At 68.0% G+C, this 23,911-nt stretch carries 26 protein-coding genes and 1 pseudogene; 9 read left to right on the top strand and 18 right to left on the bottom strand.

Translation table 11 applies throughout. The features are described 5' to 3' along the window. Positions 1 to 40: 40 nt before the first annotated feature. A complete protein-coding gene (locus tag BTO20_RS27085) occupies positions 41 to 964 on the top strand; it encodes a sigma-70 family RNA polymerase sigma factor (RefSeq protein ID WP_087079068.1) in 924 nt (307 codons plus the stop codon). After that, a complete protein-coding gene (locus tag BTO20_RS27080) occupies positions 964 to 1,494 on the top strand; it encodes a PPOX class F420-dependent oxidoreductase (protein WP_087079067.1) in 531 nt (176 codons plus the stop codon). Before BTO20_RS27085 ends, BTO20_RS27080 begins: the two co-directional genes overlap by 1 nt. Here BTO20_RS27080 and BTO20_RS27075 read toward each other — a convergent pair. Next, positions 1,439 to 2,041 (bottom strand): annotated as a pseudogene (locus BTO20_RS27075) (carboxymuconolactone decarboxylase family protein); the annotation flags it as partial. The gene BTO20_RS27080 and the pseudogene BTO20_RS27075 overlap by 56 nt on opposite strands. Positions 2,042 to 2,108: 67 nt before the next feature. Here BTO20_RS27075 and BTO20_RS39965 point away from each other — a divergent pair. After that, the gene (locus BTO20_RS39965; protein WP_087079065.1) at positions 2,109 to 2,963 is read left to right on the top strand and encodes a hypothetical protein; all 855 of its coding nucleotides are present in this window, start codon (positions 2,109 to 2,111) and stop codon (positions 2,961 to 2,963) included. Between the two features lie 58 nt (positions 2,964 to 3,021). Here BTO20_RS39965 and BTO20_RS27065 read toward each other — a convergent pair whose 3' ends face one another. From BTO20_RS27065 to sdhC, 4 genes are read right to left on the bottom strand one after another with little or no spacing between them, the layout of a single operon-like run. Beyond that, on the bottom strand, positions 3,022 to 3,807 hold the full coding sequence (locus BTO20_RS27065) for a succinate dehydrogenase iron-sulfur subunit (protein ID WP_087078236.1): 786 nt from the start codon (positions 3,805 to 3,807) through the stop codon (positions 3,022 to 3,024). 35 nt (positions 3,808 to 3,842) lie between these two features. Continuing rightward, positions 3,843 to 5,597 carry a succinate dehydrogenase flavoprotein subunit gene (sdhA, locus tag BTO20_RS27060; protein ID WP_087079064.1) on the bottom strand — a complete coding sequence of 585 codons (1,755 nt, stop codon included), beginning with the start codon at positions 5,595 to 5,597 and terminating at the stop codon, positions 3,843 to 3,845. A 4-nt stretch (positions 5,598 to 5,601) separates the two neighbouring features. After that, positions 5,602 to 6,069 carry a succinate dehydrogenase hydrophobic membrane anchor subunit gene (locus BTO20_RS27055; protein WP_083166605.1) on the bottom strand — a complete coding sequence of 156 codons (468 nt, stop codon included), beginning with the start codon at positions 6,067 to 6,069 and terminating at the stop codon, positions 5,602 to 5,604. Continuing rightward, a complete protein-coding gene (gene sdhC / locus BTO20_RS27050; RefSeq protein WP_408632121.1) occupies positions 6,066 to 6,500 on the bottom strand; it encodes a succinate dehydrogenase, cytochrome b556 subunit in 435 nt (144 codons plus the stop codon). The genes BTO20_RS27055 and sdhC overlap by 4 nt, the downstream gene beginning before the upstream one ends. A gap of 197 nt (positions 6,501 to 6,697) precedes the next feature. Between sdhC and BTO20_RS27045 the strand changes: the two genes are divergently transcribed. Further along, the gene (locus BTO20_RS27045) at positions 6,698 to 7,114 is read left to right on the top strand and encodes a cytidine deaminase (protein ID WP_087079063.1); all 417 of its coding nucleotides are present in this window, start codon (positions 6,698 to 6,700) and stop codon (positions 7,112 to 7,114) included. Positions 7,115 to 7,145: 31 nt separating this feature from the next. Here BTO20_RS27045 and BTO20_RS27040 read toward each other — a convergent pair whose 3' ends face one another. Continuing rightward, positions 7,146 to 8,546 (bottom strand): MFS transporter, encoded by a 1,401-nt coding sequence (locus tag BTO20_RS27040; protein WP_087079062.1) that lies wholly within the window; start codon positions 8,544 to 8,546, stop codon positions 7,146 to 7,148. Positions 8,547 to 8,639: 93 nt separating this feature from the next. Between BTO20_RS27040 and BTO20_RS27035 the strand changes: the two genes are divergently transcribed. Then, positions 8,640 to 9,176 (top strand): TetR/AcrR family transcriptional regulator, encoded by a 537-nt coding sequence (locus tag BTO20_RS27035; protein WP_087079061.1) that lies wholly within the window; start codon positions 8,640 to 8,642, stop codon positions 9,174 to 9,176. A gap of 9 nt (positions 9,177 to 9,185) precedes the next feature. Beyond that, a complete protein-coding gene (locus BTO20_RS27030) occupies positions 9,186 to 10,478 on the top strand; it encodes a thymidine phosphorylase (RefSeq protein ID WP_198344576.1) in 1,293 nt (430 codons plus the stop codon). Between the two features lie 9 nt (positions 10,479 to 10,487). Here BTO20_RS27030 and BTO20_RS27025 read toward each other — a convergent pair whose 3' ends face one another. Continuing rightward, on the bottom strand, positions 10,488 to 10,730 hold the full coding sequence (locus BTO20_RS27025) for a type 2 periplasmic-binding domain-containing protein (protein ID WP_232490869.1): 243 nt from the start codon (positions 10,728 to 10,730) through the stop codon (positions 10,488 to 10,490). Here BTO20_RS27025 and BTO20_RS27020 point away from each other — a divergent pair. Further along, positions 10,710 to 10,997: an EamA family transporter gene (locus BTO20_RS27020; protein ID WP_232490868.1), complete on the top strand. Its 288-nt coding sequence runs from the start codon at positions 10,710 to 10,712 to the stop codon at positions 10,995 to 10,997. The two genes, BTO20_RS27025 and BTO20_RS27020, sit on opposite strands and share 21 nt — an antisense overlap. Positions 10,998 to 11,004: 7 nt before the next feature. Continuing rightward, complete coding sequence (locus BTO20_RS27015) at positions 11,005 to 12,093, top strand: adenosine deaminase (RefSeq protein ID WP_087079059.1); 1,089 nt, start codon at positions 11,005 to 11,007, stop codon at positions 12,091 to 12,093. 3 nt (positions 12,094 to 12,096) lie between these two features. On the opposite strand, the gene BTO20_RS27010 is transcribed toward BTO20_RS27015, so the two are convergent. Genes BTO20_RS27010 through BTO20_RS26990 form a run of 5 tightly spaced genes read right to left on the bottom strand, consistent with a single transcriptional unit; the run spans position 12,097 to position 17,569 of the window. Beyond that, positions 12,097 to 13,491, bottom strand: a complete 1,395-nt coding sequence (locus BTO20_RS27010) for an acyl-CoA synthetase (protein WP_087079058.1) — start codon at positions 13,489 to 13,491, stop codon at positions 12,097 to 12,099. A 10-nt stretch (positions 13,492 to 13,501) separates the two neighbouring features. Continuing rightward, a complete protein-coding gene (locus tag BTO20_RS27005) occupies positions 13,502 to 14,449 on the bottom strand; it encodes an Lrp/AsnC family transcriptional regulator (protein ID WP_198344081.1) in 948 nt (315 codons plus the stop codon). A gap of 11 nt (positions 14,450 to 14,460) precedes the next feature. Next, the gene (locus BTO20_RS27000; RefSeq protein ID WP_087079056.1) at positions 14,461 to 15,885 is read right to left on the bottom strand and encodes a sodium:solute symporter family protein; all 1,425 of its coding nucleotides are present in this window, start codon (positions 15,883 to 15,885) and stop codon (positions 14,461 to 14,463) included. Beyond that, positions 15,882 to 16,142 (bottom strand): hypothetical protein, encoded by a 261-nt coding sequence (locus BTO20_RS26995; RefSeq protein WP_083166591.1) that lies wholly within the window; start codon positions 16,140 to 16,142, stop codon positions 15,882 to 15,884. The genes BTO20_RS27000 and BTO20_RS26995 overlap by 4 nt, the downstream gene beginning before the upstream one ends. Further along, positions 16,139 to 17,569, bottom strand: a complete 1,431-nt coding sequence (locus tag BTO20_RS26990; protein WP_232490867.1) for an amidase — start codon at positions 17,567 to 17,569, stop codon at positions 16,139 to 16,141. Before BTO20_RS26990 ends, BTO20_RS26995 begins: the two co-directional genes overlap by 4 nt. A 243-nt stretch (positions 17,570 to 17,812) precedes the next feature. Between BTO20_RS26990 and BTO20_RS26985 the strand changes: the two genes are divergently transcribed. After that, positions 17,813 to 19,405 carry an outer membrane protein assembly factor BamB family protein gene (locus BTO20_RS26985; protein WP_157680334.1) on the top strand — a complete coding sequence of 531 codons (1,593 nt, stop codon included), beginning with the start codon at positions 17,813 to 17,815 and terminating at the stop codon, positions 19,403 to 19,405. Between the two features lie 8 nt (positions 19,406 to 19,413). Here BTO20_RS26985 and BTO20_RS26980 read toward each other — a convergent pair whose 3' ends face one another. The 6 genes from BTO20_RS26980 to BTO20_RS26960 are packed head-to-tail and all read right to left on the bottom strand — an operon-like array spanning position 19,414 to position 23,852. Next, complete coding sequence (locus BTO20_RS26980; RefSeq protein WP_087079054.1) at positions 19,414 to 20,226, bottom strand: alpha/beta fold hydrolase; 813 nt, start codon at positions 20,224 to 20,226, stop codon at positions 19,414 to 19,416. Between the two features lie 60 nt (positions 20,227 to 20,286). Beyond that, positions 20,287 to 21,552, bottom strand: coding sequence for a protein export chaperone SatS (gene satS / locus BTO20_RS26975; RefSeq protein ID WP_087079053.1), 1,266 nt, complete (start codon positions 21,550 to 21,552; stop codon positions 20,287 to 20,289). 35 nt (positions 21,553 to 21,587) lie between these two features. Then, entirely contained in the window at positions 21,588 to 21,776 is a 189-nt protein-coding gene (locus tag BTO20_RS39525; RefSeq protein WP_157680333.1) for a hypothetical protein, read from the bottom strand. Beyond that, positions 21,751 to 22,869, bottom strand: a complete 1,119-nt coding sequence (locus BTO20_RS26970) for a C40 family peptidase (protein ID WP_087079052.1) — start codon at positions 22,867 to 22,869, stop codon at positions 21,751 to 21,753. Before BTO20_RS26970 ends, BTO20_RS39525 begins: the two co-directional genes overlap by 26 nt. Before the next feature lie 2 nt (positions 22,870 to 22,871). Further along, entirely contained in the window at positions 22,872 to 23,162 is a 291-nt protein-coding gene (locus BTO20_RS26965) for a hypothetical protein (RefSeq protein WP_087079051.1), read from the bottom strand. Between the two features lie 48 nt (positions 23,163 to 23,210). After that, the gene (locus BTO20_RS26960; RefSeq protein ID WP_269770302.1) at positions 23,211 to 23,852 is read right to left on the bottom strand and encodes a sigma-70 family RNA polymerase sigma factor; all 642 of its coding nucleotides are present in this window, start codon (positions 23,850 to 23,852) and stop codon (positions 23,211 to 23,213) included. Positions 23,853 to 23,911 lie beyond the last annotated feature (59 nt).

Below are 23,911 nucleotides of genomic sequence, written 5' to 3'. Positions count from 1 at the left end.
GCGAACAAACCCGTAGTCTCGGCGCGGCTAAACTGAGGCCATGACCGCGAGCACTCGCGTCGATGAGTTCGAGCAGTTGCGGCCGAATCTCCTTGCGGTCGCCTACCGGTTGACGGGCACCTACGCCGATGCCGAGGACATCGTGCAGGAGGCCTGGATCCGGTGGGACACCAACCGGGGCGAGATCCACGACCTGCGAGCCTGGCTGACCACGGTGGTCAGCCGACTCGGGCTGGACCGGTTGCGGTCGGCCGCGCACCGGCGTGAAGCCTACGTCGGTGAATGGCTGCCCGAGCCGGTGGTGACGCGTTTCGATCTGACCGGGTCCGGCGCCGCAGACCCACTGACCGCGGTGGTCGCCGGTGAGGACGCCCGGTTCGCCGCCATGGTGGTGCTCGAACGCCTGACACCGGATCAACGGGTGGCGTTCGTGTTGCACGACGGCTTCGCCGTGCCGTTCCCGGAGATCGCCGACGAGCTCGGCGTCAGCCCCGCCTCGGCGCGTCAGCTGGCTTCCCGTGCCCGCCGGGCGGTGGCCGACGCCCCGCCACCGGTTCCGGCCGACACCCACAACGAGCTGGCCGGGGCGTTCATGGCGGCGTTGGCCACCGGAGACCTGGAAGCCGTTGTGCGCCTTCTGCATCCGGATGCCACGTTCACCGGGGACTCCAACCGCCGGGCGCCGACGGCGGCGCGGGTCATCCACGGCCCCGACAAGGTGGCGCGGTTTCTGCTCGGGCTCGCGAAGCGGTACGGGCCCAACTGGCTGGCGGAAGCGCAGTTGGCGTTCATCAACGGCGAACTGGGCACCTACACCCCGGGTGCGCCGGCCGGCGACGGCTATCCGGAGATGATGCCGCGGGTCACCGCCATGACCATCCGCGACGGAAAGGTCTGCGCGGTATGGGATATCGCCAACCCTGACAAGTTCACCGGTTCCCCGCTACGTGGAGGTGCGTTGTGATGCCAGCAGATTCGGGAAATCTGGGCCAGACCTTCAGCCGGCTGATGTTCCGCGGCATGGACAAGCTGCGGGCTCCAGAGGCTTTCGACATCGGTGAGCCCACCGGAAACGACTTCACCGGCTTCGACCGCCACCGCCAGATCCTGCTGGTGACGTTCAAGCGTTCCGGAGAGGCCATGCCCAGCCCGATCAACCATGGCGTCGCCGACGGCAAGATTTACGTCCGGACCGACGCGTCGACGGGAAAGGTCAAGCGCATCCGCAACAATCCGCGGGTTCTCGTGGTGGCCAGCAACCTTCGCGGTAAACCGAGCGGACCGGTGGTCGCCGGCGTGGCGCGGATTCTGGATGAGTCAGAAACCGCGCACGCCGACGCCGTGATCGCCGCGAATTGGAGCCGTCCCATGAAGGTGTTCGAGCGTGGCCTGGACCGCGGCAGCCAAGCCATGGGCGCGGCCGTGGCCTACATCGAGATCACGCCTGCTGCTCAGACACCGCCCACGGAACCCGGCACGCATCCCCCGAGCTGAAGCCCTGCTCGGTGATGCCCAGCGCCGAATACATCCGGGCCCGCATGTTCTCCACCCCGATCTGATACGTCAGCTCGATCACGCCGTCGTCGCCGAACCGCTTCTTCAGATCGGCGATCTGCTCGTCGGTGACGGTGTGCGGATCGGTGGTCATCGCGTTGGCGTAGGCGATGGCGGCGCGCTCGTCCTCGGTGTACAGCGGTGAGGTCGCATAGTCGTCGATCGACTTCAGCCGGTCGACATCCAGGTTCTCCAGCCGCATCAGCATCGACCCGAAATCGACGCACCACGAGCAGCCGACCGTGCGGGCAGTCCACAGCACGGCCAGTTCACGGACGCTGGCCGGGAGCTTCTTCGAGCCGCTCTGCAGCAGAGTTTCGTGAACCGCATTGGCGACCAGCAGCCGCGGATGGTGTGCGGCGACGGTGAACGGCTCGGGCACCTCACCGAAGCGACGCTTGGCGACGCGGTACATCACCCGGGTCAGCAGGCCGGCTTGTTTGGGGGTCACAGGGGCGATTCGTGTGGTCATACCAGTCAGACGAGACAGCCTCGCGATGTGTGACAGCCGGCGAGCGGTGGAACCGGGTTGACCTCCGCAGCGTCCTATTCGCATGCCATTGCCCTTTGTCGGATCCGAGGCACTCGCGGCGGGTTTGGTCAATCGGTACCAGCTGAGCACGCGCCACCACATGCTGCATCGCGATGTTTATGTCCCGCGCGGCGCAGAACTGAAACCCATCGACAAGGCGGTCGCGGCGTGGTTGTGGTCGGGGCGGCGCGGGATCGTCGCTGGGCTGTCGGCGGCCGCGCTCCATGGTTCCAAGTGGATCAACGCGGAGCTGCCCGCCGAGCTCAATCACTCCAGCAGACACAAGACCAACGGCATCGTGTTGCACAGTGACCGCCTCGCCGACGACGAAGTCTGCACGGTGCGTGGCATCCGGACGACGACGCCGGCACGCACGGCATTCGACCTCGGCCGCCGGCGTGGACTGGAGACGGCCGTCATCCGGGTGGACGCGTTGCTGCAGGCCGCCGACCTGAAAGTCGTTGACGTGCAGGCACTCCTGGCCCATCACCGGGGTGTGCGAGGCCTGGTGCAATTGCGCGAGGTGCTCGAGCTAGCCGATGCCGGTGCCGAGTCACCGCAGGAAACCCGGCTTCGCCTGCTGTATACCGACGCCGGGATGCGACCGTCGCAGACCCAGATCGAGGTGTTCGACCATGACCTGCAGGTGGGCCGGATCGACATGGGGTGGCCGGAGTGGAAGGTCGGCGTTCAGTACGACGGTATCCAGCATTGGACCGACCCGAGACAGCGCACCAAGGACATCGATCAGGATGCGCAGTACCGCGCACTTGGCTGGCGCATCGTCCGGGTGGGCGCCGACTTGCTCCGACACCGGCAGGGCACCATCATCGCGCGCACCCGGGAAGCACTACGCGCACGCGGGTGCCCAGTGTGAAGAAGATCGCGAGATTCTCGGCGAATCTCGCGATCTTCTTCACGCTCGGCGAATCAAATTAGCGGGCGAACATTAAGGCGCGTTTGACTTCTTGGATGGCTTGGGTGACTTGGATGCCGCGGGGGCAGGCTTCGGTGCAGTTGAAGGTGGTGCGGCAGCGCCAGACACCGTCGACTTCGTTGAGGATGTCGAGGCGTTCGGCGGCGGCTTCGTCGCGGGAGTCGAAGATGAAGCGGTGGGCGTTGACGATGGCGGCGGGGCCGAAGTAGGAGCCTTCGCTCCAGTAGACGGGGCAGCTGGTGGTGCAGCAGGCGCAGAGGATGCATTTGGTGGTGTCGTCGAAGCGGGCGCGGTCGGTGGCGCTTTGGATGCGTTCGCGGGTGGGTGGGTTGCCTGAGGTGATGAGGAATGGTTTGACGGCGCGGTAGGCGTCGAAGAAGGGTTCCATGTCGACGACGAGGTCTTTTTCCACGGGTAGGCCGCGGATGGGTTCGATGGTGATGGTGAGTTGTTTGCCGGGTTTTTTGGGTAGCAGGTCGCGCATGAGGACTTTGCAGGCGAGTCGGTTGACTCCGTTGATGCGCATGGCATCCGAGCCGCAGACGCCGTGGGCGCAGGAGCGGCGGAAGGTCAGGGTGCCGTCGAGGTAGCCCTTGACGTAGAGCAGCAGGTTGAGTAGCCGGTCCGACGGCAGGCAGGGCACGCGGAAGCTTTGCCAGCCGGCGGCGTCGGGGTTTTCCGGGTTGAATCGGGCGATTTTGAGGGTGACCATGACCGCGCCGTCGGGGATGGGGGGCAGGGGCGGGTCGCCGGCTTCGGGCTTGTCGATGACAGGTGCACTCACGGGGTCGTCTCCTCTTCGCGCAAGCGGCTCATCGGTCAGTATTTCCGTTCCATCGGCTCGTAGCGAGTCTGGACCACGGGCTTGTAGTCCAACCGGATATCGCTGAGCAGGTCGGTGCCTTGTTTGTAGGCCATGGTGTGGCGCATGTAGTTGGTGTCGTCGCGGTTGGGGTAGTCCTCGCGGGCGTGCCCACCGCGGGATTCTTTGCGGTTGAGGGCGCCGACGACGGTGACTTCGGCGAGTTCGAGCAGGAACCCGAGTTCGATGGCTTCGAGGAGGTCGCTGTTGTAGCGTTTGCCCTTGTCGTGCACGGTGATCCGGGAGTAGCGCTCTTTGAGGGCGTGGATGTCGGTCAACGCCTGCTTCAACGTTTCTTCGGTGCGGAACACCGCGGCATTGTTGTCCATCGACTGTTGCAGGGCGGTGCGGATGTCGGCGACGCGTTCGTTGCCGTGTTCGGAGAGGATGTCGGCGACCCAGCCCACGACCATGTCGGCGGGATTGTCGGGGAGGTCGACGTGGTTGTGGTTGTTGGCGTATTCGGCGGCGGCGATGCCGGCGCGGCGGCCGAAGACGTTGATGTCGAGCAGGGAGTTGGTGCCTAGCCGGTTGGCGCCGTGCACTGAGACGCAGGCGCATTCCCCGGCGGCGTAGAGGCCGGGGATGACGTTGGTGTTGTCGCGCAGGACTTGGCCGTGCACGGTGGTGGGGATGCCGCCCATGACGTAGTGACAGGTGGGGTAGACCGGGACGAGTTCGGTGACCGGGTCCACCCCGAGGTAGGTGCGGGCGAATTCGGTGATGTCGGGCAGTTTGGCTTCCAGCACGTCTTCGCCGAGGTGGCGCACGTCGATGTAGACGTAGTCCTTGTTGGGTCCGGCGCCGCGGCCTTCGAGGACTTCGAGGACCATGGAGCGGGCGACGATGTCGCGCGGGGCGAGGTCGACGATGGTCGGCGCGTAGCGTTCCATGAACCGTTCGCCTTCGCCGTTGAGCAGCCGGCCGCCTTCGCCGCGGACGGCTTCGGAGATGAGGATGCCCAGCCCGGCCAGGCCGGTGGGGTGGAATTGGTGGAATTCCATGTCTTCCAGCGGGAGTCCTTTGCGGAAGATGATGCCAAGGCCGTCACCGGTCAGGGTGTGGGCATTGGAGGTGGTCTTGTACATGCGCCCGGACCCGCCGGTGGCGAACACGATGGCCTTGGCGTGGAAGATGTGGATGTCGCCGGTGGCCAACTCGTAGGCGATGACGCCGGTGGCGACCGGGCCGGCGGGGGTGTCGGTCAGCGCGACGTCCAGCGCGTAGAACTCGTTGAAGAATTCGACGTCGTGTTTGACGCAGTTTTGGTAGAGGGTTTGCAGGATCATGTGGCCGGTGCGGTCGGCGGCGTAGCAGGCCCGCCGGACCGGGGCTTTGCCGTGATCGCGGGTGTGTCCGCCGAAGCGGCGTTGGTCGATGCGGCCTTCGGGGGTGCGGTTGAACGGCATCCCCATTTTCTCTAAGTCCAGTACGGCGTCGATGGCTTCTTTGGCCATGATTTCCACGGCGTCCTGGTCGGCGAGGTAGTCGCCGCCTTTGACGGTGTCGAAGGTGTGCCATTCCCAGTTGTCTTCTTCGACGTTGGCCAGTGCGGCGCACATGCCGCCCTGGGCGGCGCCGGTGTGGCTGCGGGTGGGGTAGAGCTTGGTCAGCACCGCGGTGCGGGCGCGCGGGGCGGCTTCGACCGCGGCGCGCATGCCGGCGCCCCCGGCGCCGACGATGACGACGTCGTAGCGATGGTGGTGAATCATGGTGTTAGCCCCCGATGTTGGCGTCGAAGGTGACCAGGACGTAGGTGCCCAGCACCAGGGTGAACCCGGTGGCCAAAAGTAGCAGTGAGTTCAGGTAGAACTTGGTCACGTTTTTGCGGGCGTAGTCGCCGATGATGGTGCGCATGCCGTTGGCGCCGTGGATCATGGCCAGCCACAGCAGGGCCATGTCCCAGATCTGCCAGAACGGCGAGGCCCATCGGGTGGCGACGTAGTTGAAGTCGATGCGGTACACGCCGTCTTGCCACATCAGCATGATGAACAGGTGCCCCAGCGCCAAAAACACCAGCGCCACCCCGGAGAACCGCATGAACAGCCACGCGTACTTCTCGAAGTAGGGGATGCCGCGCGGGCGGCGTGGGGCGCGGGGGTGATCCAGCGCCGCGGGACGGTCGTGTTCGCGTTCCAGTACCGGTGCGGGCCGGCCCAGGCGCGATTCACCCGGGGCGCTCACAGGAACCGCTCCGTCATGTGCATACCGAGTACTCCTAGTCCGGCGATCAAGGCGATGACGAATACGGTGACGGCCACGGCGAGCATGTGGCGTTGATAGCGCGGGCCCTGGGCCCAGAAGTCGATGAGGATGACCCGGATGCCGTTGAGGGCATGGAAGAGCACCGCGGCGACCAGACCCATCTCCATCAACCCGACAATCGGGGTTTTGTAGGTCTCGATGACCGCGTTATAGGCCTGCGGGCTGACCCGCACCAACGCGGTGTCCAACACATGGACAAACAGGAAAAAGAAAATCGTCGCGCCGGTGATGCGATGCAACACCCACGACCACATCCCCGGATCCCCGCGATACAACGTGCGCCGGCGCGGTTTCCCGGATCGCGCAGCCGGCACCTCCGTCTGAGTACTCACATCGCCCTCCAACGTCATCGGTGGACGTTCGGGACCTGGTCTGTCGATTAGCCCCAAACCTCGGGGCGACTCTAAACCCATTTGCACTGGCGAACGAATACGGTGTCGCTGTAAGGCGGGCCAAACAGCCAGAAGTTAGGTTTACCTATCCACATCGCACGTCGATGAGGCGGAGGTTTCGGAATGCATTCAGAACCTATTTTCGGGACACTGACGTGACGCGGGTTGTCGACTGGAAAGTATTGCGAGAGAAGGCAATTGCTGCATCTGAAACCGCGTATGCGCCATATTCCCAATTTCCGGTCGGCGCCGCAGCACTGGTCGACGACGACCGCGTGGTTATCGGCTGCAATGTGGAGAATGTCTCATATGGCCTAGGTCTCTGTGCCGAGTGCGCTGTGGTCTGCAACCTGCATTCTTCGGGCGGCGGACGGCTGATCGCATTGAGCTGTGTCGGGCCCGATGGCGCACTGCTGATGCCCTGCGGGAGGTGTCGGCAAGTGCTGCTGGAACATGGCGGCCCCGAGTTGTTGATCGACCATCCAGTTGGCCCGCGCCGGCTCGCCGAGTTGCTCCCCGACGCGTTCGGGCCCGATGACCTCGAGCGATCGAGGACGCCGCCGCGACCGTGATGTCAAGCGGGTCAATGGCTCTCACCGGCGTCTAGTCGGTCCGATCTCGGTACCGCCAAAGCGGTACCAGCAGTCCCCCCATCGCGGCGACGCCCGCTGCGATCGAAAACACCACGGTGAAACCGGTGTTGACGTCCGCCCAGCTGACCAGCATCGCGGCTGCGAGCTGGCCGCCGAGCGCGCCGCCGACGGTGCGCGCCACCGTATTCAGCCCATTGGCGCTGCCGCTCTGCGCCGGTGGGCAGCCCGCATTGACCATCCTGGGCAGTGCCGCCATCGCCAATCCCCAACCGACGCCGGCGATGGAGTAGTTCAGTACCGCATGCCACACCGATCCGTGGGCGGCGGCCAGCAGCGCGGTGCCGACCGCTGCAAGCGCCAGCCCGACGGTCAGCGGGGCCCGTACGCCGAACCGGTCGGCTATCGCTCCTGCCGCCCAGCTGGCGGGCATCGTCAACAGTGTCCCGGGCATCAGGACCAGTGCGGCGCCAGTCACCGACAATCCGAACCCTGGGTTACCCGTAGGTAGTTCGGCCAGTTTGGGTAGTGCCACGTACACCACGAACTGGTTGACGCCGAGCAGCAACGCGCCCAGATGTGCTGCCGACAGGCGAGGTTTGGTCAGCAGGGCAAGGTCCACGACGGGGTGGGTCACCCGTCGTTCGACGGCGACGAACCCCGCGAGCATCACGACGGCTGTCCCGAACAGGCCGAGCACGCGAGCTGACGACCAGCCCCACGCTGGTCCCTGGGTGACGGCGAGCAGCAGTGCCAGCAGTCCTGCGGTTATCGCGGCTGTGCCCGCCACGTCGAGCCGGCCGGGGTGGCGCTCGCGGCTTTCCGGAATCCACCGTGCCGTCATGATCAGGGCGGCCGCCACCGGAATCGCGCCGATCGCGAACAGCCACCGCCACGATGCGTGGTCCACCACCAGGCCGCCGATCAACAGCCCGACCCCGGCAGTCCCGGTCACGAGCCCGGATGCCACCGCCGGCCCGGTATGAACCCGCCTTGGCGGGAGCGCCTCGCGCAGGATCGCGAACGTCAGTGGCAGCAGGGTGAGACTCACGCCCTGAACGGCCCGGCAGGCGATGAGCGTGCCGATATCGGGCGCGCCGATCGACGCCACCGTGGCCGCCAGGTAGATCGCCAGCATCCAGAGCAGCACCCGGCGCTTGCCGAACCCGTCGCCGATGCGGCTCACGACAGGCGTCACGACGGCGCTGGCGAGCAGCATCGCCGACAGCACCGCCCACGATGCTGCGGTGGTGGTCGTGTGCAGATCGCGTTGCAGGACGCCGATACTCGGCACGAGCATGGTCTGCAGCAGTCCGTAGGAGACGACGACCATGCACATCGCGGTGAGGATGCGCCCCGAACCGTACCGTCGAATGGCCCCTGATGCGGCATGCTGACGGGCGATGACGTCCATGGATCTCCTTGATAAGAGGCTCGCTACGTGCGCGAACAGCGTTCGCACGGCTTCTCACGGTAGCGCGAACACTGTTCGCACAGGGGGCTACCTGTGACGCAACCACTGAGCAAGGCGACGATCGTGGCCGCGGCGCGCAGGATCGCCGACCGCGACGGCCTGGCCGAGCTGACGCTGCGCCGCATCGCGGGTGAACTCGGCACCGGTGCGGCCTCGCTCTACCGGCACATCGCCGACCGTCAGGAGCTGCTGCTGCTGCTCGTCGAGGATCTGGTGGCCGGCTATCCGCTGATCGACCCGGCAGGCGCCGCTCCGGTGGAGGCGGTGATCCGGCAATGGCGCGCCATGTACGACCACCTGGTCGCACATCCGTGGAGCGGACCGGTCATCGCCGACGGCGACTACGCACTGCCGTCGGCGAAACCGGTGGCCGACCACTGCATGGCATTGCTGCGCGGTGCGGGTCTCGACGACGTGGCCGCGCAACGCGCCTACCGCGCCGCGTGGCGCCTAATCATCGGCCACTTGATGTCTCGGCACCCGTTCGGGCATCTGCAGGGCGCTCCGCCCCAACAGGACGATTTCGACTGGGCGCTACGGACATTGCTGCGGGGCGCGCTCGCCGAATGAGCGGCTAGGATTTGCGCCATCGACGCCCCCACCATCATCCGGACCAAACGCGACGGCGGCGTGCTGTCCGACGCGGCCATCGACTGGGTCATCGCCGGGTACACCCATGGCCAGGTTGCCGACGAGCAGATGTCGGCGCTGCTGATGGCGATATTCCTGCGTGGCATGACGCCCGCGGAGATCGCTCGATGGACCGCGGCGATGGTGGCGTCGGGGGAGCGGTTCGACTTCACCGATCTGCGCCGGGCCGGCACGCCGCTGGCCCTGGTGGACAAGCACTCCACCGGCGGGGTCGGCGACAAGATCACCATCCCGCTCGTGCCCGTCGTGCTGGCCTGTGGTGGCAGTGTGCCGCAGGCCGCCGGACGCGGCCTCGGGCACACCGGCGGCACGCTCGACAAGCTGGAGGCGATTCCCGGATTCACTGCCGAGCTGTCCAAAGACCGTATCCGGCAACAGCTTTGCGAGGTCGGCGCGGCCATCTTCGCGGCCGGCGACCTGGCGCCGGCCGATCGCAAGATCTACGCCCTGCGGGACGTCACCGCCACCACCGAATCGCTACCGCTCATCGCCAGCTCGGTGATGAGCAAGAAGCTGGCCGAGGGAGCCGAAGCGCTGGTCCTCGACGTCAAGGTGGGGCGCGGTGCGTTCCTCAAGACCGAGGCCGAATCCCGCGAGCTCGCCCGCACCATGGTCGATCTCGGCAATGCCTACGGGGTTCCGACGCGGGCCCTGCTGACCGACATGGACCGGCCGTTGGGGCGCACCGTCGGCAACGCGGTCGAGGTGGCCGAGTCGCTGGAGGTACTGGCCGGCGGCGGGCCGGCCGACGTGATCGAGCTGACGGTTGCGCTGGCCGCCGAGATGCTCGCCGCCGTCGGCATCGACGGTGTCGACCCTGCCGAGACGCTGCGGGACGGCTCGGCCATGGACCGCTTCCGGGATGTGGTGACCGCCCAGGGTGGCGACCTGTCCCAGCCGTTGCCCGTCGGCGCCTGTTCGGAGAGCGTCACCGCGACCCGCGGCGGCGTGATGGGAGACATCGACGCCATGGGCGTGGCGATGGCCGCCTGGCGGCTGGGCGCCGGCCGCGCCCACCCTGGCGATCCCGTGCAATCCGGCGCAGGAGTCCGGATTCACCGCACACCGGGTGAGCCGGTGGCGGCCGGAGACCCCATCTTCACGCTCTACACCGACACAGCCGACCGGCTGCCCGCTGCGCTGGCCGAACTCGACGGCGCCTGGGTCCTCGGCGATGTCGCGCCGGCGCGTCGCCCGGTGATCATCGACCGGATCGACTGACCGCGATCCTCACGACGCGTAGAGCCGGGTGATGGCGTCGACGAGAGCGTCGAGCCCTTCCGGGCGATCATCGTGTCGCCACACCAGCCGGACGGCGATGCGCGGCCCGTCTTTGATCGGGCGGTAGGTGACGCCGGGCCGCGGATGGTGGTGTGCGGTCGCCTCGGCCGTGGTGCCCACGCCACGGCCCGCCGCGATGGCGTCGCCGCCGTCGCCTGGACTCCGATTGCAGTGGCCTGGTTCGCCTTCCATGCGCCCACCGCCGCCGCGATCGCGCTCGCCGTCGCCTGCGGGCTGATGTCGTCGATCGTGCCCTACGTCGCGGATCTGCTCGCGCTGCGTCGGGTACCGGCCCACGTCTTCGGCACGTTCACGAGCGTCAATCCGATCTGGGCGGCCCTGGCAGGCTGGCTGCTGCTGAGCCAACCGCTGGATGTCCACGAGTGGGCCGGTATTGGTCTGATCGTCATCAGCAACGGTGTGGTTTCGTCTGCGCAGTTCCGCCGCGGTCGCGGATGATGGAGCTATGAGTACCCCGCTGACCTTCGACATGATCCGCCACGCCCCCAAAGCCCTGCTGCACGATCACCTCGACGGTGGCCTGCGGCCGGCCACCGTGCTCGATCTTGCCGGTCAGTTCGGCTACGACGATTTGCCCGCCACCGAAGTCGACGAGCTGGCGACCTTCTTCCGCACGGCCGCGCACAGCGGCTCGCTGGTGCGGTACCTGGAGCCCTTCGCCCACACCGTCGGCGTCATGCAGACACCCGAGGCGCTGCACCGGGTCGCCCACGAATGCGTCGAAGACCTCGCCGCGGACAACGTGGTGTACGCCGAGATCCGGTTCGCTCCCGAACTGCACATCGACCGCGGCTTGTCCCTGGATGCGGTGGTAGACGCGGTGCTGGCCGGCTTCGCCGACGGGGAGAAGGCGGCCGCGGCCGAGGGGCGCACCATCACCGTGCGCTGCCTGGTCACCGCGATGCGGCACGCTGCCCGGTCCCGCGAGATCGCCGAACTGGCCATCCGGTTCCGCGACAAGGGGGTGGTGGGTTTCGACATCGCCGGGGCCGAGGCCGGCTATCCGCCGTCCCGGCACCTCGACGCGTTCGAGTACATGCGAAGCAACAACGCGCGCTTCACAATTCACGCCGGCGAGGCGTTCGGGCTGCCGTCCATCCATGAGGCGATCGCGTTCTGCGGAGCAGACCGGCTCGGTCACGGCGTGCGCATCGTCGACGACATCACCCAGCTCGACGACGGCACCCAGAAACTCGGCCGGCTGGCGGCGATCCTGCGGGACAAGCGCATTCCGCTGGAGATGTGCCCGAGCAGCAATGTGCAGACCGGGGCGGCGTCGTCCATCGCCGAGCACCCGTTCGACCGGTTGGCCCGACTGCGGTTCCGGGTCACGGTCAACACCGACAACCGGTTGATGAGCGACACCACCATGACGCAGGAGATGACGCGTCTGGTCGAGGCCTTCGGCTACGGGTGGAGCGACCTGGAACGCTTCACCATCAACGCGATGAAGTCCGCGTTCATCCCGTTCGACGAGCGGCTGGCCATCATCGACGAGGTGATCAAGCCGCGCTACGCCGTGCTGGTGGGCTGAGTCTCAGCTGCCCAGGAGTTTCTTCTGCACCTTTCCCATTGCGTTCCTCGGCAATTCATCGAGGAAGATGACGTCGCGGGGACGCTTGTGATGCGAGAGGGTGCCGGTCACGAACTCGATCAGGCGGCCGCCCAGCTGGGCCCGGTCGGTGTCGTCGGTGACCACGTACGCCACGATCCGCTGCCCCAGGTCGGCGTCGGCCTGCCCGACGACGGCCACCTCGCGGACGGCGGGGTGGGCCAGCAGCGCGGTTTCCACCTCGCCTGCGCCGACGCGGTAGCCGCCGGACTTGATCAGGTCGACGGACTCCCGCCCGACGATCCGGTGGAAGCCCTGCATATCGCGCGTCGCGACGTCGCCGGTGATGAACCAGCCGTCGTCGGTCCATGATTCGGCCGTCGCCTCGGGCCGGTTGAGGTAACTGTCGAACAGCATGGGACCGCGTACCTGCAGGCGCCCGATGCTCTCGCCGTCATCGGGCACACCCTGCCCATCCTCGGTCCGCAGCCGGGTCTGCACACCCAGCACGGGTTGGCCGACCGAGCCGGGCCTGCGGTCACCGACCGCGCGGGTGCTCAGCGTGATCATGGTTTCGCTCATGCCGTAACGCTCGATCGGGGCGTGGCCGGTGAGTTCGGTGATGCGGTGGAAGACGGGCGTGGGCAGCGGTGCGCTGCCCGAGACGAGCAGCCGGGCCCCGCTCAGCGCGCGGGCCGCATCGTCGTCGGCGGCGATGCGTGACCACACGGTCGGCACCCCGAAGTACATGGTTCCGGGCACCGCGGCGTAGCGCTCGGGGCGTGGTTTGACGGTGTGCACGACGCGTGAGCCGATCCGAAGTGAGCCCAGCACACCGAGCACCAACCCGTGCAGGTGGAACAGCGGCAGGCCGTGCACGACGGTGTCGTCGGCACTCCACTGCCACGCATCGGCGACGGCATCGATGCCTGCCGCCAAGGCCCGGTGGCTGAGGTTGACGCCCTTGGGGGCTCCGGTGGTGCCCGACGTGTAGAGGATCATCGCGACGGCGTCGTCCGCAGGCGGCAGGACCGCACCGCCGCCCGCGTGTCCGCGAGCGGGTATCACCGGCAAGTCGGACTCCGGGTGCGCCGGCCCGGCCCAGCACTCGACAGCGGCGTCGGACAGGATGTGGCGCAGCTCGGCGCTGCCGGAGTCGGGCGGGACGGGCACCACGGGCGCACCGGCCAGCAGGCAGGCGGTCACGGCGACGACGGTGTCCAGCGTGGGCTCGGCGTAGACCGCCACGGGATGCTCGGCCGGCAGTGCTGACGTGAGAGCCGTTGCCGCACTGAGCAATTCCGCCCTCGACAGACTCTGCTCGCCGATGGTGACCGCCGCCGCATCGCGGGTGGCGGCATCGAGAGATGTCAGAAGCATTGAGGGCCTTTCATTTCAGTGCTGCGGTCACCACACCGCCACGCTTGTAGGTCTGGATCAGCAGGGTCGCGTGGACCGACTCGACGCGAGATTCCCAGGGGCCGTTGACGAGAAAGTCGCGTAGCTCGGCGACGTCGCGGGCGGTGACGTCGACCACGACCGGATACTCGCCCATCACCATGGCCGCGTAACGCACGAGAGGTGAACGGGCGAGCGCGGTTCCGATGTGTTCGGCGTGCTGGGGTGCGCACCGGATCCACAGCAGGGCTTCGACGGGCAGCCCCAGCAGGGCCGGACCGACGACGGCGCGAATACGGACCACACCGCGCTGGATCAATTGATCGATGCGCCGCCGGGCGGTGGCCTCGGAGAACCCGGCCAGCGTCGCGATCGTCTCGAACGGGGTGCGCCCGTCGGCGACGAGCGCATCGATGATGGCGCGGTCGACATCGTCGACCAGCAGACCCGTCCGGGTCTGTTCCGGTGGGACGTCGGGCAATTCGAGTTCGGCGACCTCTGCGGGGCTCAGCACACCGGCACGCCATTCGGCGACGGTCCTGAAGTACTGCAGCACCGGGGTCAAGCGGTGGGTCAGCACGCCGTCCAGTTCCGCGCCGAGTAGTGCTGGCAGCGCGTCGAAGTCCGCCGTCACCTCGGTGATCACTTCGGCGGATTCGGCCAGGACGTAAACGAACACCGTCTGCGGCCACGATGCCAGGGTGCGCGCCACCGCATGGACCGTGTCCGGTCGGCACCGCAGCCGCAGCAGATGCGTCGGTGCCAACGCGGTCAGGCCGACGACCTGAACCGTACCGTCCTCCAAGAGTGCGGCACCGCGGCGGGCAACGGTGCGGACCGGCTCGTCGAGCACCTGTGCGATCCGCCGCCATGAGGCCCTCCCGTTGACCTGGAGGGCCTCGGTGATCCGTCGGGCGAGTGGGTCGAGTGGTTCCGGCACCGGCTCAGTATTCACCTCGCAACCGGTACTTCCTGGTTGATCGCAGCGCGAGGCATCCGGCGTCGGATCGCCTCGGCGATGATCACTGCCACGATGTTGGGGCCCAGCGCGATGAAGCCGGAATCCCAACTGCCGATCGGAATCTCGAAGAACGTGATCCAACTGACGACCAGTACTCCGATCACGATCCCGATCAGCACCGGGACGGCGCCCACAGTGACTCGTCCTCGCAGTGCCACCAGGATCGCGGGGGCGAGCTGGGTCAGCCCGCCGTAGGTGAGCAACAGCAGGCTGGAGATGCTGGCACCACCGAGTCCGAAGCCGAGCGCCAGGATGATGGCCGCCGCGACGACGGCGGTGTTGACCCGCATCCGGGTCTTCTCGGAACCACCGGTGATCAGGTTGCGGGATACCAGGGTTGAGATGCCCATGACGATCGCGGCCGCCGGAACCATCGCCGCCGAGGCACCGCCGATGGCGATGACCGCCACCAGCCAGTCCGGCAGGGTGTGCGTCGCGGTGTCGAGAAGGACATGGTTCCCGGTGGTGGCGGCCGGCAGGATCAGGGTGGCGCCGAGCCCGACGATGATCGGCGCGAACAGCAACAGCTGGTAGAACGCGAGCCAGGTGTAGTTGCTGCGCAGGATCTCACCGCTGCGCGCGGCCAGCACCGGGGGCCACAGGTGCGGAAAGACGTTGAGGCCGGCGCCGATCGAGGTGACGACGACCGCCGTGACGAAGAACGTGGTGTCGTACCCGGGCGCGGACAGGGTCAGCAGCTCCGGTTGAGCACCCTGCACCCGTGAGAAGACCTCGGGGATGCCTGCGATGCCGAACCCGACACCGCCCACCACGATGAGCAGCGCGACCACCATGAGCGCGTCCTTGACCACTGCGACCCGCGAGATGCCGCGGATACCGGCCCAGACGACGAACACGATGACCAGCACGCTGGCGATGACCATCGAGAGCCCGCGGCTGGACGCGTTGCCGGTGGCCAGCTCGACGATCAGCCCGAGCCCGGTGATCTGCAGTTCGAGGTAGGGCAGCAGAAAGATGGCGCCGACCACCGCGACCACCTTGCCCAGTGGCACGCTGTCGAACCGGTCGATGAAGAAGTCGGCCATGGTCAGATAGCCGCGGCCCTTGCCGAGTCGCCACAGCCGGGGCGCGACGAAATACATGCCGATCGCCGAGATCGACAGGTACGCAAGGGCGAACGTGGCACTGACGCCGCCGCCGAACGCGATCCCGGACAACCCGAGAAAGCTGAACGTGGTCAGCGATTCGCCGGCCTGCAGGAACCATGACCGCCACCGGCGGAAGCTGCGGCCGCTGACGGTCCACTCGTCGAGTTTCCTGGCGCGGCTGCCCGCGACGCCGATCGCGCCGATGGCGAACAACCCGATCACGATGTAGACCGTGAGCGCGTTCATCGGGCTTCTCCGGCAGTGTCGGCGGCCTCGGCGGCATCGAGCGCGTCGCCGCCGTCGCGCCGGTAGGAGGCCTCGACGGTGCGCAGGGCGACGACGGTGCCGATCACCCAGATCGCGGTCCAGACGAGGACCGACGGGACGCCGAACCAGAGGTGCGGGCCGTTGACGAAGGGCAGGAAGGGCGTGGACAGGAAGCCGAGGATCGGGACGGCCGCGATGGCGAGGCGCCGCGGGCTTTCCAGGACAGGCGATGTCATGAGCGGTTCTCCGAGGTGAGGGCGGGCCGCCGGATGCCGTGTTCGGTGGCGGCTTCGAATGCGGCGGCGACGCCGAGCAGCGCCTGTTCGCCACGAGCGCGCGTGATGATCTGCAGCCCGACGGGCAGCCCGCCGGCAGTGAAACCGGCGGGGACCGAGATGGCAGGCACGCCGAGCACGGTGATGAGGTAGGCCGCTGCCATCCAGTCGAGGTAGTTGTGCTGCGCCACGCCCGCGACCTCGGTAGGCCAGAGCTGTTCGGCGTCGAAGGGGGCGACCTGGCTCACCGGAGCGAGCAACACGTCGTAGGTGTCGAAGAAGACGTTGGCGGCCCGCTGTAGCCGGGTCAGTTCGGCCAGCGCCCGGCCGATGTCACCCGCGGTTCTGGCACGGCCTTCCCGAATGTTCCACGCCAGGTCGGGCTTGAACGCCTCCGGCGTGGCGTCGAGCTGCTCACCCCACAGCGTGTCGAACTCGACGGCGCGCAAGGTGCGGAACGTCGCGTCGGCGCCGTCGAGGTCGGGACACGCGGGCTCGACGTGCGCACCGAGCTCGGCGAACACCTTGGCAGCGGTTTCCAGCGGAGCCAGCACCTCGGCGTCGACCGGGACGCGGTCGCCGAGGGTCGGCGCCCACGCCACGCGAAGCCCTTTGAGCGCAACAGGTTTCACGCTGGCGAACCCGGCCGGGTCGTCGGCCAGCGACAGTGGGTCGTCGCGATGCGGCCCGGCGATCACCGACAGCAGCAGCGCGACGTCGTCGACGGTGCGGCCCATGGGACCGGACGTCGCCAGGTTCGGGTACGCCCAGGCCGCGGCGGGGTCGGGAACTCGGCCCGTCGTCGGCCGTAGACCCACGACGTTGCAGAACGACGCCGGGTTGCGCAGGGAACCACCCATGTCGCTGCCGTCGGCGATGGGTTGCATGCCGCTCGCCAACGCGGCTGCCGCACCGCCGCTGCTGCCGCCGGCCGACCGATCCAGGGCGTACGGGTTGCGGGTCGTCCCGAAAACCGGGTTGAACGAATGGGATCCGGCCGCGAACTCGGGCACATTGGTCTTGCCGACCCGAATGGCGCCCGCGCCCTGGATACGTCGCACGATTTCGTCGTCCTGCTCTGGAATCCAGTTGGCGTGCAAGGGAGAACCGAAGGTGGTGCGCAGGCCTGCGGTGGCGTGGGTGTCCTTGAACGCGATCGGCAGCCCGTGCAGCGGGCCCAGCGGTTCACCCGCCGCGCACCGCCGGTCGGCCTCGGCGGCGGCCTGCTCGGCTCCCTCGACGTCGAGGGTCACGATTGCGTTGACGGCGCCGTTGTACCGGTCGATCTGCGCGACGTGGGCCGCGAGCACTTCGCGTGCGGATACGTCGCGGCGCCGCAGCGCTGCCGCCATCGCGGTGGCACTACCGAAGACCAATGAATCGTCCACAAGCTCCCAATTTCTCTCTGGGCCCGTCGCGCAGGGTGCCGGCCGTAACACGCGGGGCCTGATGAGATCCCCATCACAATGTTGATATAGGCCAGAAAAGTAGCAGCAATGACTGATAAGGACAAGAGAAACGTAAAAACAACGATTTACGCCGATTATGACCGGGTTATGAAGGAATGGGCCGGTTCGCGCTCCAGCAACCATCCGTGCGGGCAGGGCGCGAACCTGCAATACACTCCCCACGTGAACCAGTGGGGGAGTTCGCCGTGGGGCGACAATGACGGTCAGCCAGGGGCATCGGGGTCCACCGAGTCGCCGTTCGACGCACCCGAGGTCCGCCAGGAAGCTCCACCGGTCTTCGGGGCTTCGCCGGGGTTTCCGACCTACCCGCAAACGCAGGCGTGGGGACAGCCGCCACAGCCGGGCTACGGCTACCCGCCGCAGTTCGCCCCGCAGACGCCAGACGGTCCGCGGCACCGCGGCAAGGTCATCGGAATCGTCGTCTCCGCGGTGGTGGTCGTCCTCGCCCTGGTGATCGGTTCGGTCGTCGTGTGGAAGTTCAGCTCGGGAGGCTCCGACGCCGACACCGACACCACGGCAGGCAAGGCCGAGGTCGCGTCGGCAGAAGCGCGTCCGCCCGCCGAGATCAAGCTGCCCTCGCTGAGCGCGGCGCCCACCACGCTGTGGAGCTATCCGCCGGCAGGGGACTCCAGCAGTTATATGAGTGTCCTCGGCGGCGATAGCAAGACCGTCATCGTCAAGCTCGGCGACTCCATCATCGGACTCGACGCGGCAGGCGGCTCGCAGTTGTGGCAGCAGCCATGGCCGAAGTCAAACGGTGACTACGTCTACTGCGTGGTCGGCACGTCGGGTGACACGGCCATGTGCGTCGGCGACAAGACGGCAGCGATCGTCGACATGTTGACCGGAACCACGAAGAGCACCGTGTCCGGGCAGTCCGGCAGTAGCGGCCACAGTGGCTCTGGACTGCTGGCCTATGTGGACAACACCAACGGCGTCACGGTGTTCGACGATTCCGGACAGCAGCTCTGGACCAAGTCGATGACGGGTGTGGTCCAGCCCTTGCTGGACCAGCGCATCATCGCGGCGAAGGCGCCCACGGGCACGAAGTTCTATGACGCCAAAACCGGAGACGATCTGTTCTCCATCGGCATAGTCGACGATTTGATCGCCACCAGTCGCGGCATCGCAGTGTCGGTGCGTGGCAGTTCGGTCGATGTTCAGCCCGACCGGTACCCGAAGCAGCGGATCGACTTCTACTCCTTCACCGGGAAGAAAGCGTGGAGCATTCCCGAAGATGCGCACTATCGCCTGCCGCACACCGCGCTTCTCACCTCCTACACGTTGCCGCGGTCGGTGGAGAATTCGACGTCGGGGGTCGCGTTGCCGATCGTGTACAGCGAGGACAACGGGGAGATCGCCGGGGTCGACGATGCCACCGGAGAGATCCGCTGGTCGCAGCAGGTGCCACTGGTACCGCACACCCTCCCCAGCCTGTCCGGAATCGGTGACCTCTGTATCGTCGCGATCCCGACTGCCGAGCCGGGCGCAGGTGCGCCGCGGGTGCGGGTGCGCAAGTGCACGGACGCGACCGGCGCGCTCGTCGCCGACGCACAGGGCGGTAGCGGCCCAGGTCTGGTAGCCGTCAATGGCGACCAGACCGTCATCGGCGGTCTCGGTTCTGATGCGACGACGGCGTACGACGCTGCGACCGGTCAGCAGCTATGGCAATTGGGCAGAGATGCCGGAACCTTCACGTTGGTCGGCGACGCGCTCTACAGCGCATCGCTCGGCAGGGTGTCGCGGGTCTCCTGATCGCGCCCCTAGGCCAATGCCAGTCGCAGCGCGTTCGCGAAAACGCCTGGCTCGCTGAGGAATCCGCCGTGGTCGCCGGGAAACATGAACGGGGAGGCGCCCAGTAGCTCGGCCAGCGCGACGGTTGTGCGCTGGGTGAGCAGCCGCCCCGAATCCACGCCGAGCCCGAGCACCACCCGCGCGCTGCGCAGCGCCTCAAGGTCGGGTAGGTACCGCGTGGTGGGCCGCAATTCGTGGCCGAAGAAGTGCGCCGCGTTGGCCTCTTCGTTCGGATCCGGTTCCCCGGGCGGACCGGGCTGGGCATCGTCGGGCAGGTCGAACCCGGCGGTGATCATGAACTGCGCGAACGCCGCGTGATGCCCGTCGCGGTGAAACGTCGCGACGATGTCGTCGGTGGCCGCCCGTTGCGCGTCGGCATCGGGCAGCAGTTCGAGCAGCGGTGGCTCGTGGGCGACCAGCGTGCGCACCCGGCCGGGGTGCCGGGCGACCAGCGCGAGGCCCGTCACCGCACCGCCGGACGAGCCGAACACGTCGGCCGTATCCGCGCCGATGTCGTCGATGATGGCCGCGACGTCGTCGGCACGCAGGTCGGGGGTGGAGTCCTGGTGCGGGTCGTCGACGACGCTGGCGGCGACGCCGCGCGGATCAGTGGTCACGACGGTGTGATCGGCAGCCAGCGCGTGCGCCAGCGGTGCGAACTCGGCGGCCGACATCGGGGCGCCGAGGATCACCAGCAGTGGGCCGTCCCCACGCACCTCGTAGTGCAGGCGCGCACCCGGGACGGTGACGGTGCGGGTGGACAGGCGGCTCGTGGAAGTCATGTGCGGATAGACCGCCGGCGGGCCGAGAATTCATCGGCTGCCGGCGGCACCATCCGACGGCTACTCGGGCCGAAGCCGCGATTCCACGAACCGCTCGAGGGTCTCCCACTGTTCGACAGCGTCGGCGTAGGGCGCGGCCGGGGCCTTCACCTTGTCCGGGTCGAGCACGTGGCCGACGAATTTCCCGAGCGGCGTGGTGGCGGCCAGGGTTTCCTCGACGGTCTTGTCCTCGGCGTAGTCGCTGACGTCGCGCAGCAGTTCCACCGCGAGCTCGAGCTGATCGTGGTCGATCGCGTCGGGTCCGTCGGCGATGTCGTCGGAGATGCCGCTGAGCACATAGACGTTCTCGTCGGACACGTCGACCCGCAGAGACCCGTCGGTGGCGGCGGTGCGGATGTCGTCGTAGGTGGCCAGATCGGCCAGATCGTGGTCGTGCTCGTCGGCCAGGTAGCGGGCCAGGGCACGCTCCGAGCTGAACACGCTGATGCGGCCGTTGCGGCCCAGGAAGACCGGCTCGTCGTCGAGGTAGCAGCGCAGCGTGTACACCGTCCCGGACCGCGTCATGAGCCGCACCGGGTCGATGCCCACCTTGACCCAGAAGTCCTCGTCGCCGCCGAGCACGGCGCTGTCGTCGGTGGCCTCTTCGGCCTCGTCCTCGTCCGCGTCGTCGGTGTCCTCGGCTTCGGTCTCCTCGACCTCCGTTTCGTCCTCCTCAGGCTCCGGCGCGGGCTCTTCGAGTTCCTTCTCGGCTTTCTTCACCGCATCGGCGTCGATGCCCTCGGGGATGGTGACGATCTCGTCGATGGCGTCGAGGACCGCGTCCCAGCCGCGGTCGATCACCCCTTCGATGTCGGCCCATCGCTTGCGTCCGCTGCGGCCCGTGAATTCGTCGAGACCGCCGCCGAGGGTGCCGAGCACCGGGTTGCCGTTGAAGAACTTGCTGATCGCGGCCAGTTCACACACCGAGCCGATGGACGACACGATCGCCAAGGTCCGGTGGAGGCTGGCGACGGATTCTTCGGAGGGCTTGTCGGCCACCAGTTCCGGTACCCCGACGATGTCGTATTGCCGGTCCTCGGCGGGATCGAGCTTGTGTGCCGAGGCCTCGGTCAACTTCTCCCACGCGGGATGATCAGCCAGGTCGTTGTCGGTGTTGGTGCGCACGAAAGCGACCAGATCGGCGACCGACTCGAAGGCGAACAGGTCCTCGTCGTCGCCGAGGAACGCCTCCCACTCGTCGCCGGCGTCCCGCCACCGCGGAGCCCACAAGGTGTAGAGGTCGCCCTTGGTCAGTGCCAGCCGAACCGGCACGATGTCAGCAGCCATGCGGCACAGCCTAACGGCGCACCCTGCGCGGCCCGTCACGTCGTCTGGTGTTGGCGGTCGAACTCCGCGGCGAGGTCGTCGAGCAGTCGCCGTCGGCGATTCACCGCGTCGGCCCCGTCGCGCAGTGCGCGCAGGTCGTCACCGGCCCGCTCGAGCGCCGCGAGGCAGTTCCGAGCCCGGGCCATCGTGGCGGCGACGTCAAGCGGTGGGGCGGAAGAAACCATGGAAAGCCTGCCCGGCGTTGGTGGTGCGGATCGGCGAGAGCTGTACCGGATCGCCCGCCTCGATCATGGTCGAATCACCGACGATCATCGCCACGTGGCCGTCCCACACCGCGAGGTCACCGGGCCGCAGCGCGTCCGCAGACACCGCGGCGCCGACATCCTGTTCCTGGGCCAGCCGGGGAATGTCCAGCCCCGCTTCGTGATACGCCCATTGCGTCAGACCGCTGCAGTCCAGGCCGACGCCGGGTGCGGTGCCGCCCCAGCGATAGGGCACACCCAACTGTGTCAACGCGTTGCGCACGGCGTCGGCCGCCACCGCGTTCGGGGCCCGCGCGGTGCTGCCGTCGGGCAGCCGCACCGCCACCCCTTCCCCGAACGTGCCGGGATCGCGGGTGCCGACCGCGGTCTCGGGTGCCGAGCCTGCCGGACCGCCGGGCCGGTGGCGCCCGACGAGCGCTGCCAACGGGCCCGCCATACCCGAGAGCGCGCCGGGGCTCGATGGGGCCGACATCGCGGGCGACGTCGGCAATCCGGGCGCAGCACCCAGGCCTGACGGTGGTGCGAGCCCGGCCGGAACAGTCGGGGCGGGTGCCGCGGCCCCCTCGGTGCCGACGGCCGTGGCATGGTCGCCGAGTTGGGTGCGTAACTCGTCGACGACGGCGATGGCGTCACGCAGCGCGTGTTGTGCCTCGGCCAGCAGCGCCTCGGCCACCCCCGGTTCGTCGAGGCGAGCTTCGAGCGCTGCGGCCCGTTCCTCGAAGCCGGCCACGATGGCCCGCAGCCGCGCAGCGGCCGATTGCACCGCAGCGCCCGCTTGCCGTGCCGCGGCGCCGAGGGTTTCCGCACGGTCGGCAAGGGCATCTGCCGTCGTGGCGGTCACGGTCGCAGCCCGTCCGGCGGCCTCGGCGGCGGCACCCGACCAGTCGCCGACCGCGGCCCATGACCTGCGGGAGGCCGCGGCCACGGCGCTGAGCGCGCCACGCGCCTCGGCGAGTGTCGCCTCCGGACCGCCGGGAGCGGACCAGCCCGGGCCGACCAGCGCCTGCACCTCGCGCAGCGGTGCGACCAACGCGCTGACGAGGGCGCTCGGCATGACTACACCCAGGGCAGCAGGTCGGCGGCCCGCCGGCCTGCGGCGTCGAAATCGGCGGCGGTCCCGGCGGTGGACACCGCGGCGGTCCGGACATCAGCACCCAGCGCGGCAATCGCGGCCGAGTGGTCGGCGAGCGCCGTGCGCAATGCGGCCAGGAAGTCGGCGCCGACCGGCCCGAGTGCCGAGGCGGGCGTGTCGGCCGACCGCAGCAGCGCTGCGGCGGCGGTGAGGTCGGCGGCGTGGGTGCAGTACGCGCTGCCGAGGGCACGAATCAGGGCGGTGTCGGCGAACATGTCCTTATGACGCCCGCCGGCGTTGTTCGGTTCCGTGTCAATTGCCGGTCACGCCACGCATTGCTCCCCGCGGCGCGTTTCGCCCAACGTTGCCAGCGAGACCCGCAGCCGTTCGCGGCTGCGGGCGACCCGCGACATCACGGTACCCATGGGCACACCCAGCAGTGCCGCGGTCTGCGCGTAGGTGAGTCCCTGCATGTCGGCGTAGTACAGGGTGAGGCGGAACGTCTCGGGCAGATCGCTCAGCGCCGCGCGAATCACCTTGTCCGGCAGGGTGTCCAGGGCCTCGTCCTCGGCAGAGCGGTGGACCGCGGACATGTGCACCGAGCTGGCGGCCAGATCGCTGTCGGTGATGTCCTCGACCGTGAACACGTCGGGCCTGCGCTGTTTGGTGCGATGCAAGCTGACCCACCGGTTGTGCATGATGCGGAACAACCACGCGCGCATGTTGGTGCCGGGCTGGAAGCGCCGAAATCCCGCATAGGCGTTCATGAGTGTGTCTTGCAGCAGATCCTCCGCGTCGGCCTCGCTGTGGGTCAACCGCCGTGCCCCGCGCAGCAATACGGCGTGATACTGCATGGCGTTGCGCTCGAACCGGGCCGCCAGCTCTGCTTCTGACTCCACCTCGGAGGTGGACGTCGCGGGCATCTCCGGCGGGGTGCTGGGCCGGCCGTCGGACTGCGGCAGCATGTGGAGCCTCCAGAATGGGTGGGACGGATATAAACAGAGCCTTGCCGTCGGCACCCGGT

The sequence above is a fragment of the Mycobacterium dioxanotrophicus genome, assembly GCF_002157835.1.
In the GTDB taxonomy this organism is placed as follows: domain Bacteria; phylum Actinomycetota; class Actinomycetes; order Mycobacteriales; family Mycobacteriaceae; genus Mycobacterium; species Mycobacterium dioxanotrophicus.
Note: the sequence above shows the minus strand (reverse complement) of the source record. Positions and strands in the feature narration are given on the sequence as shown.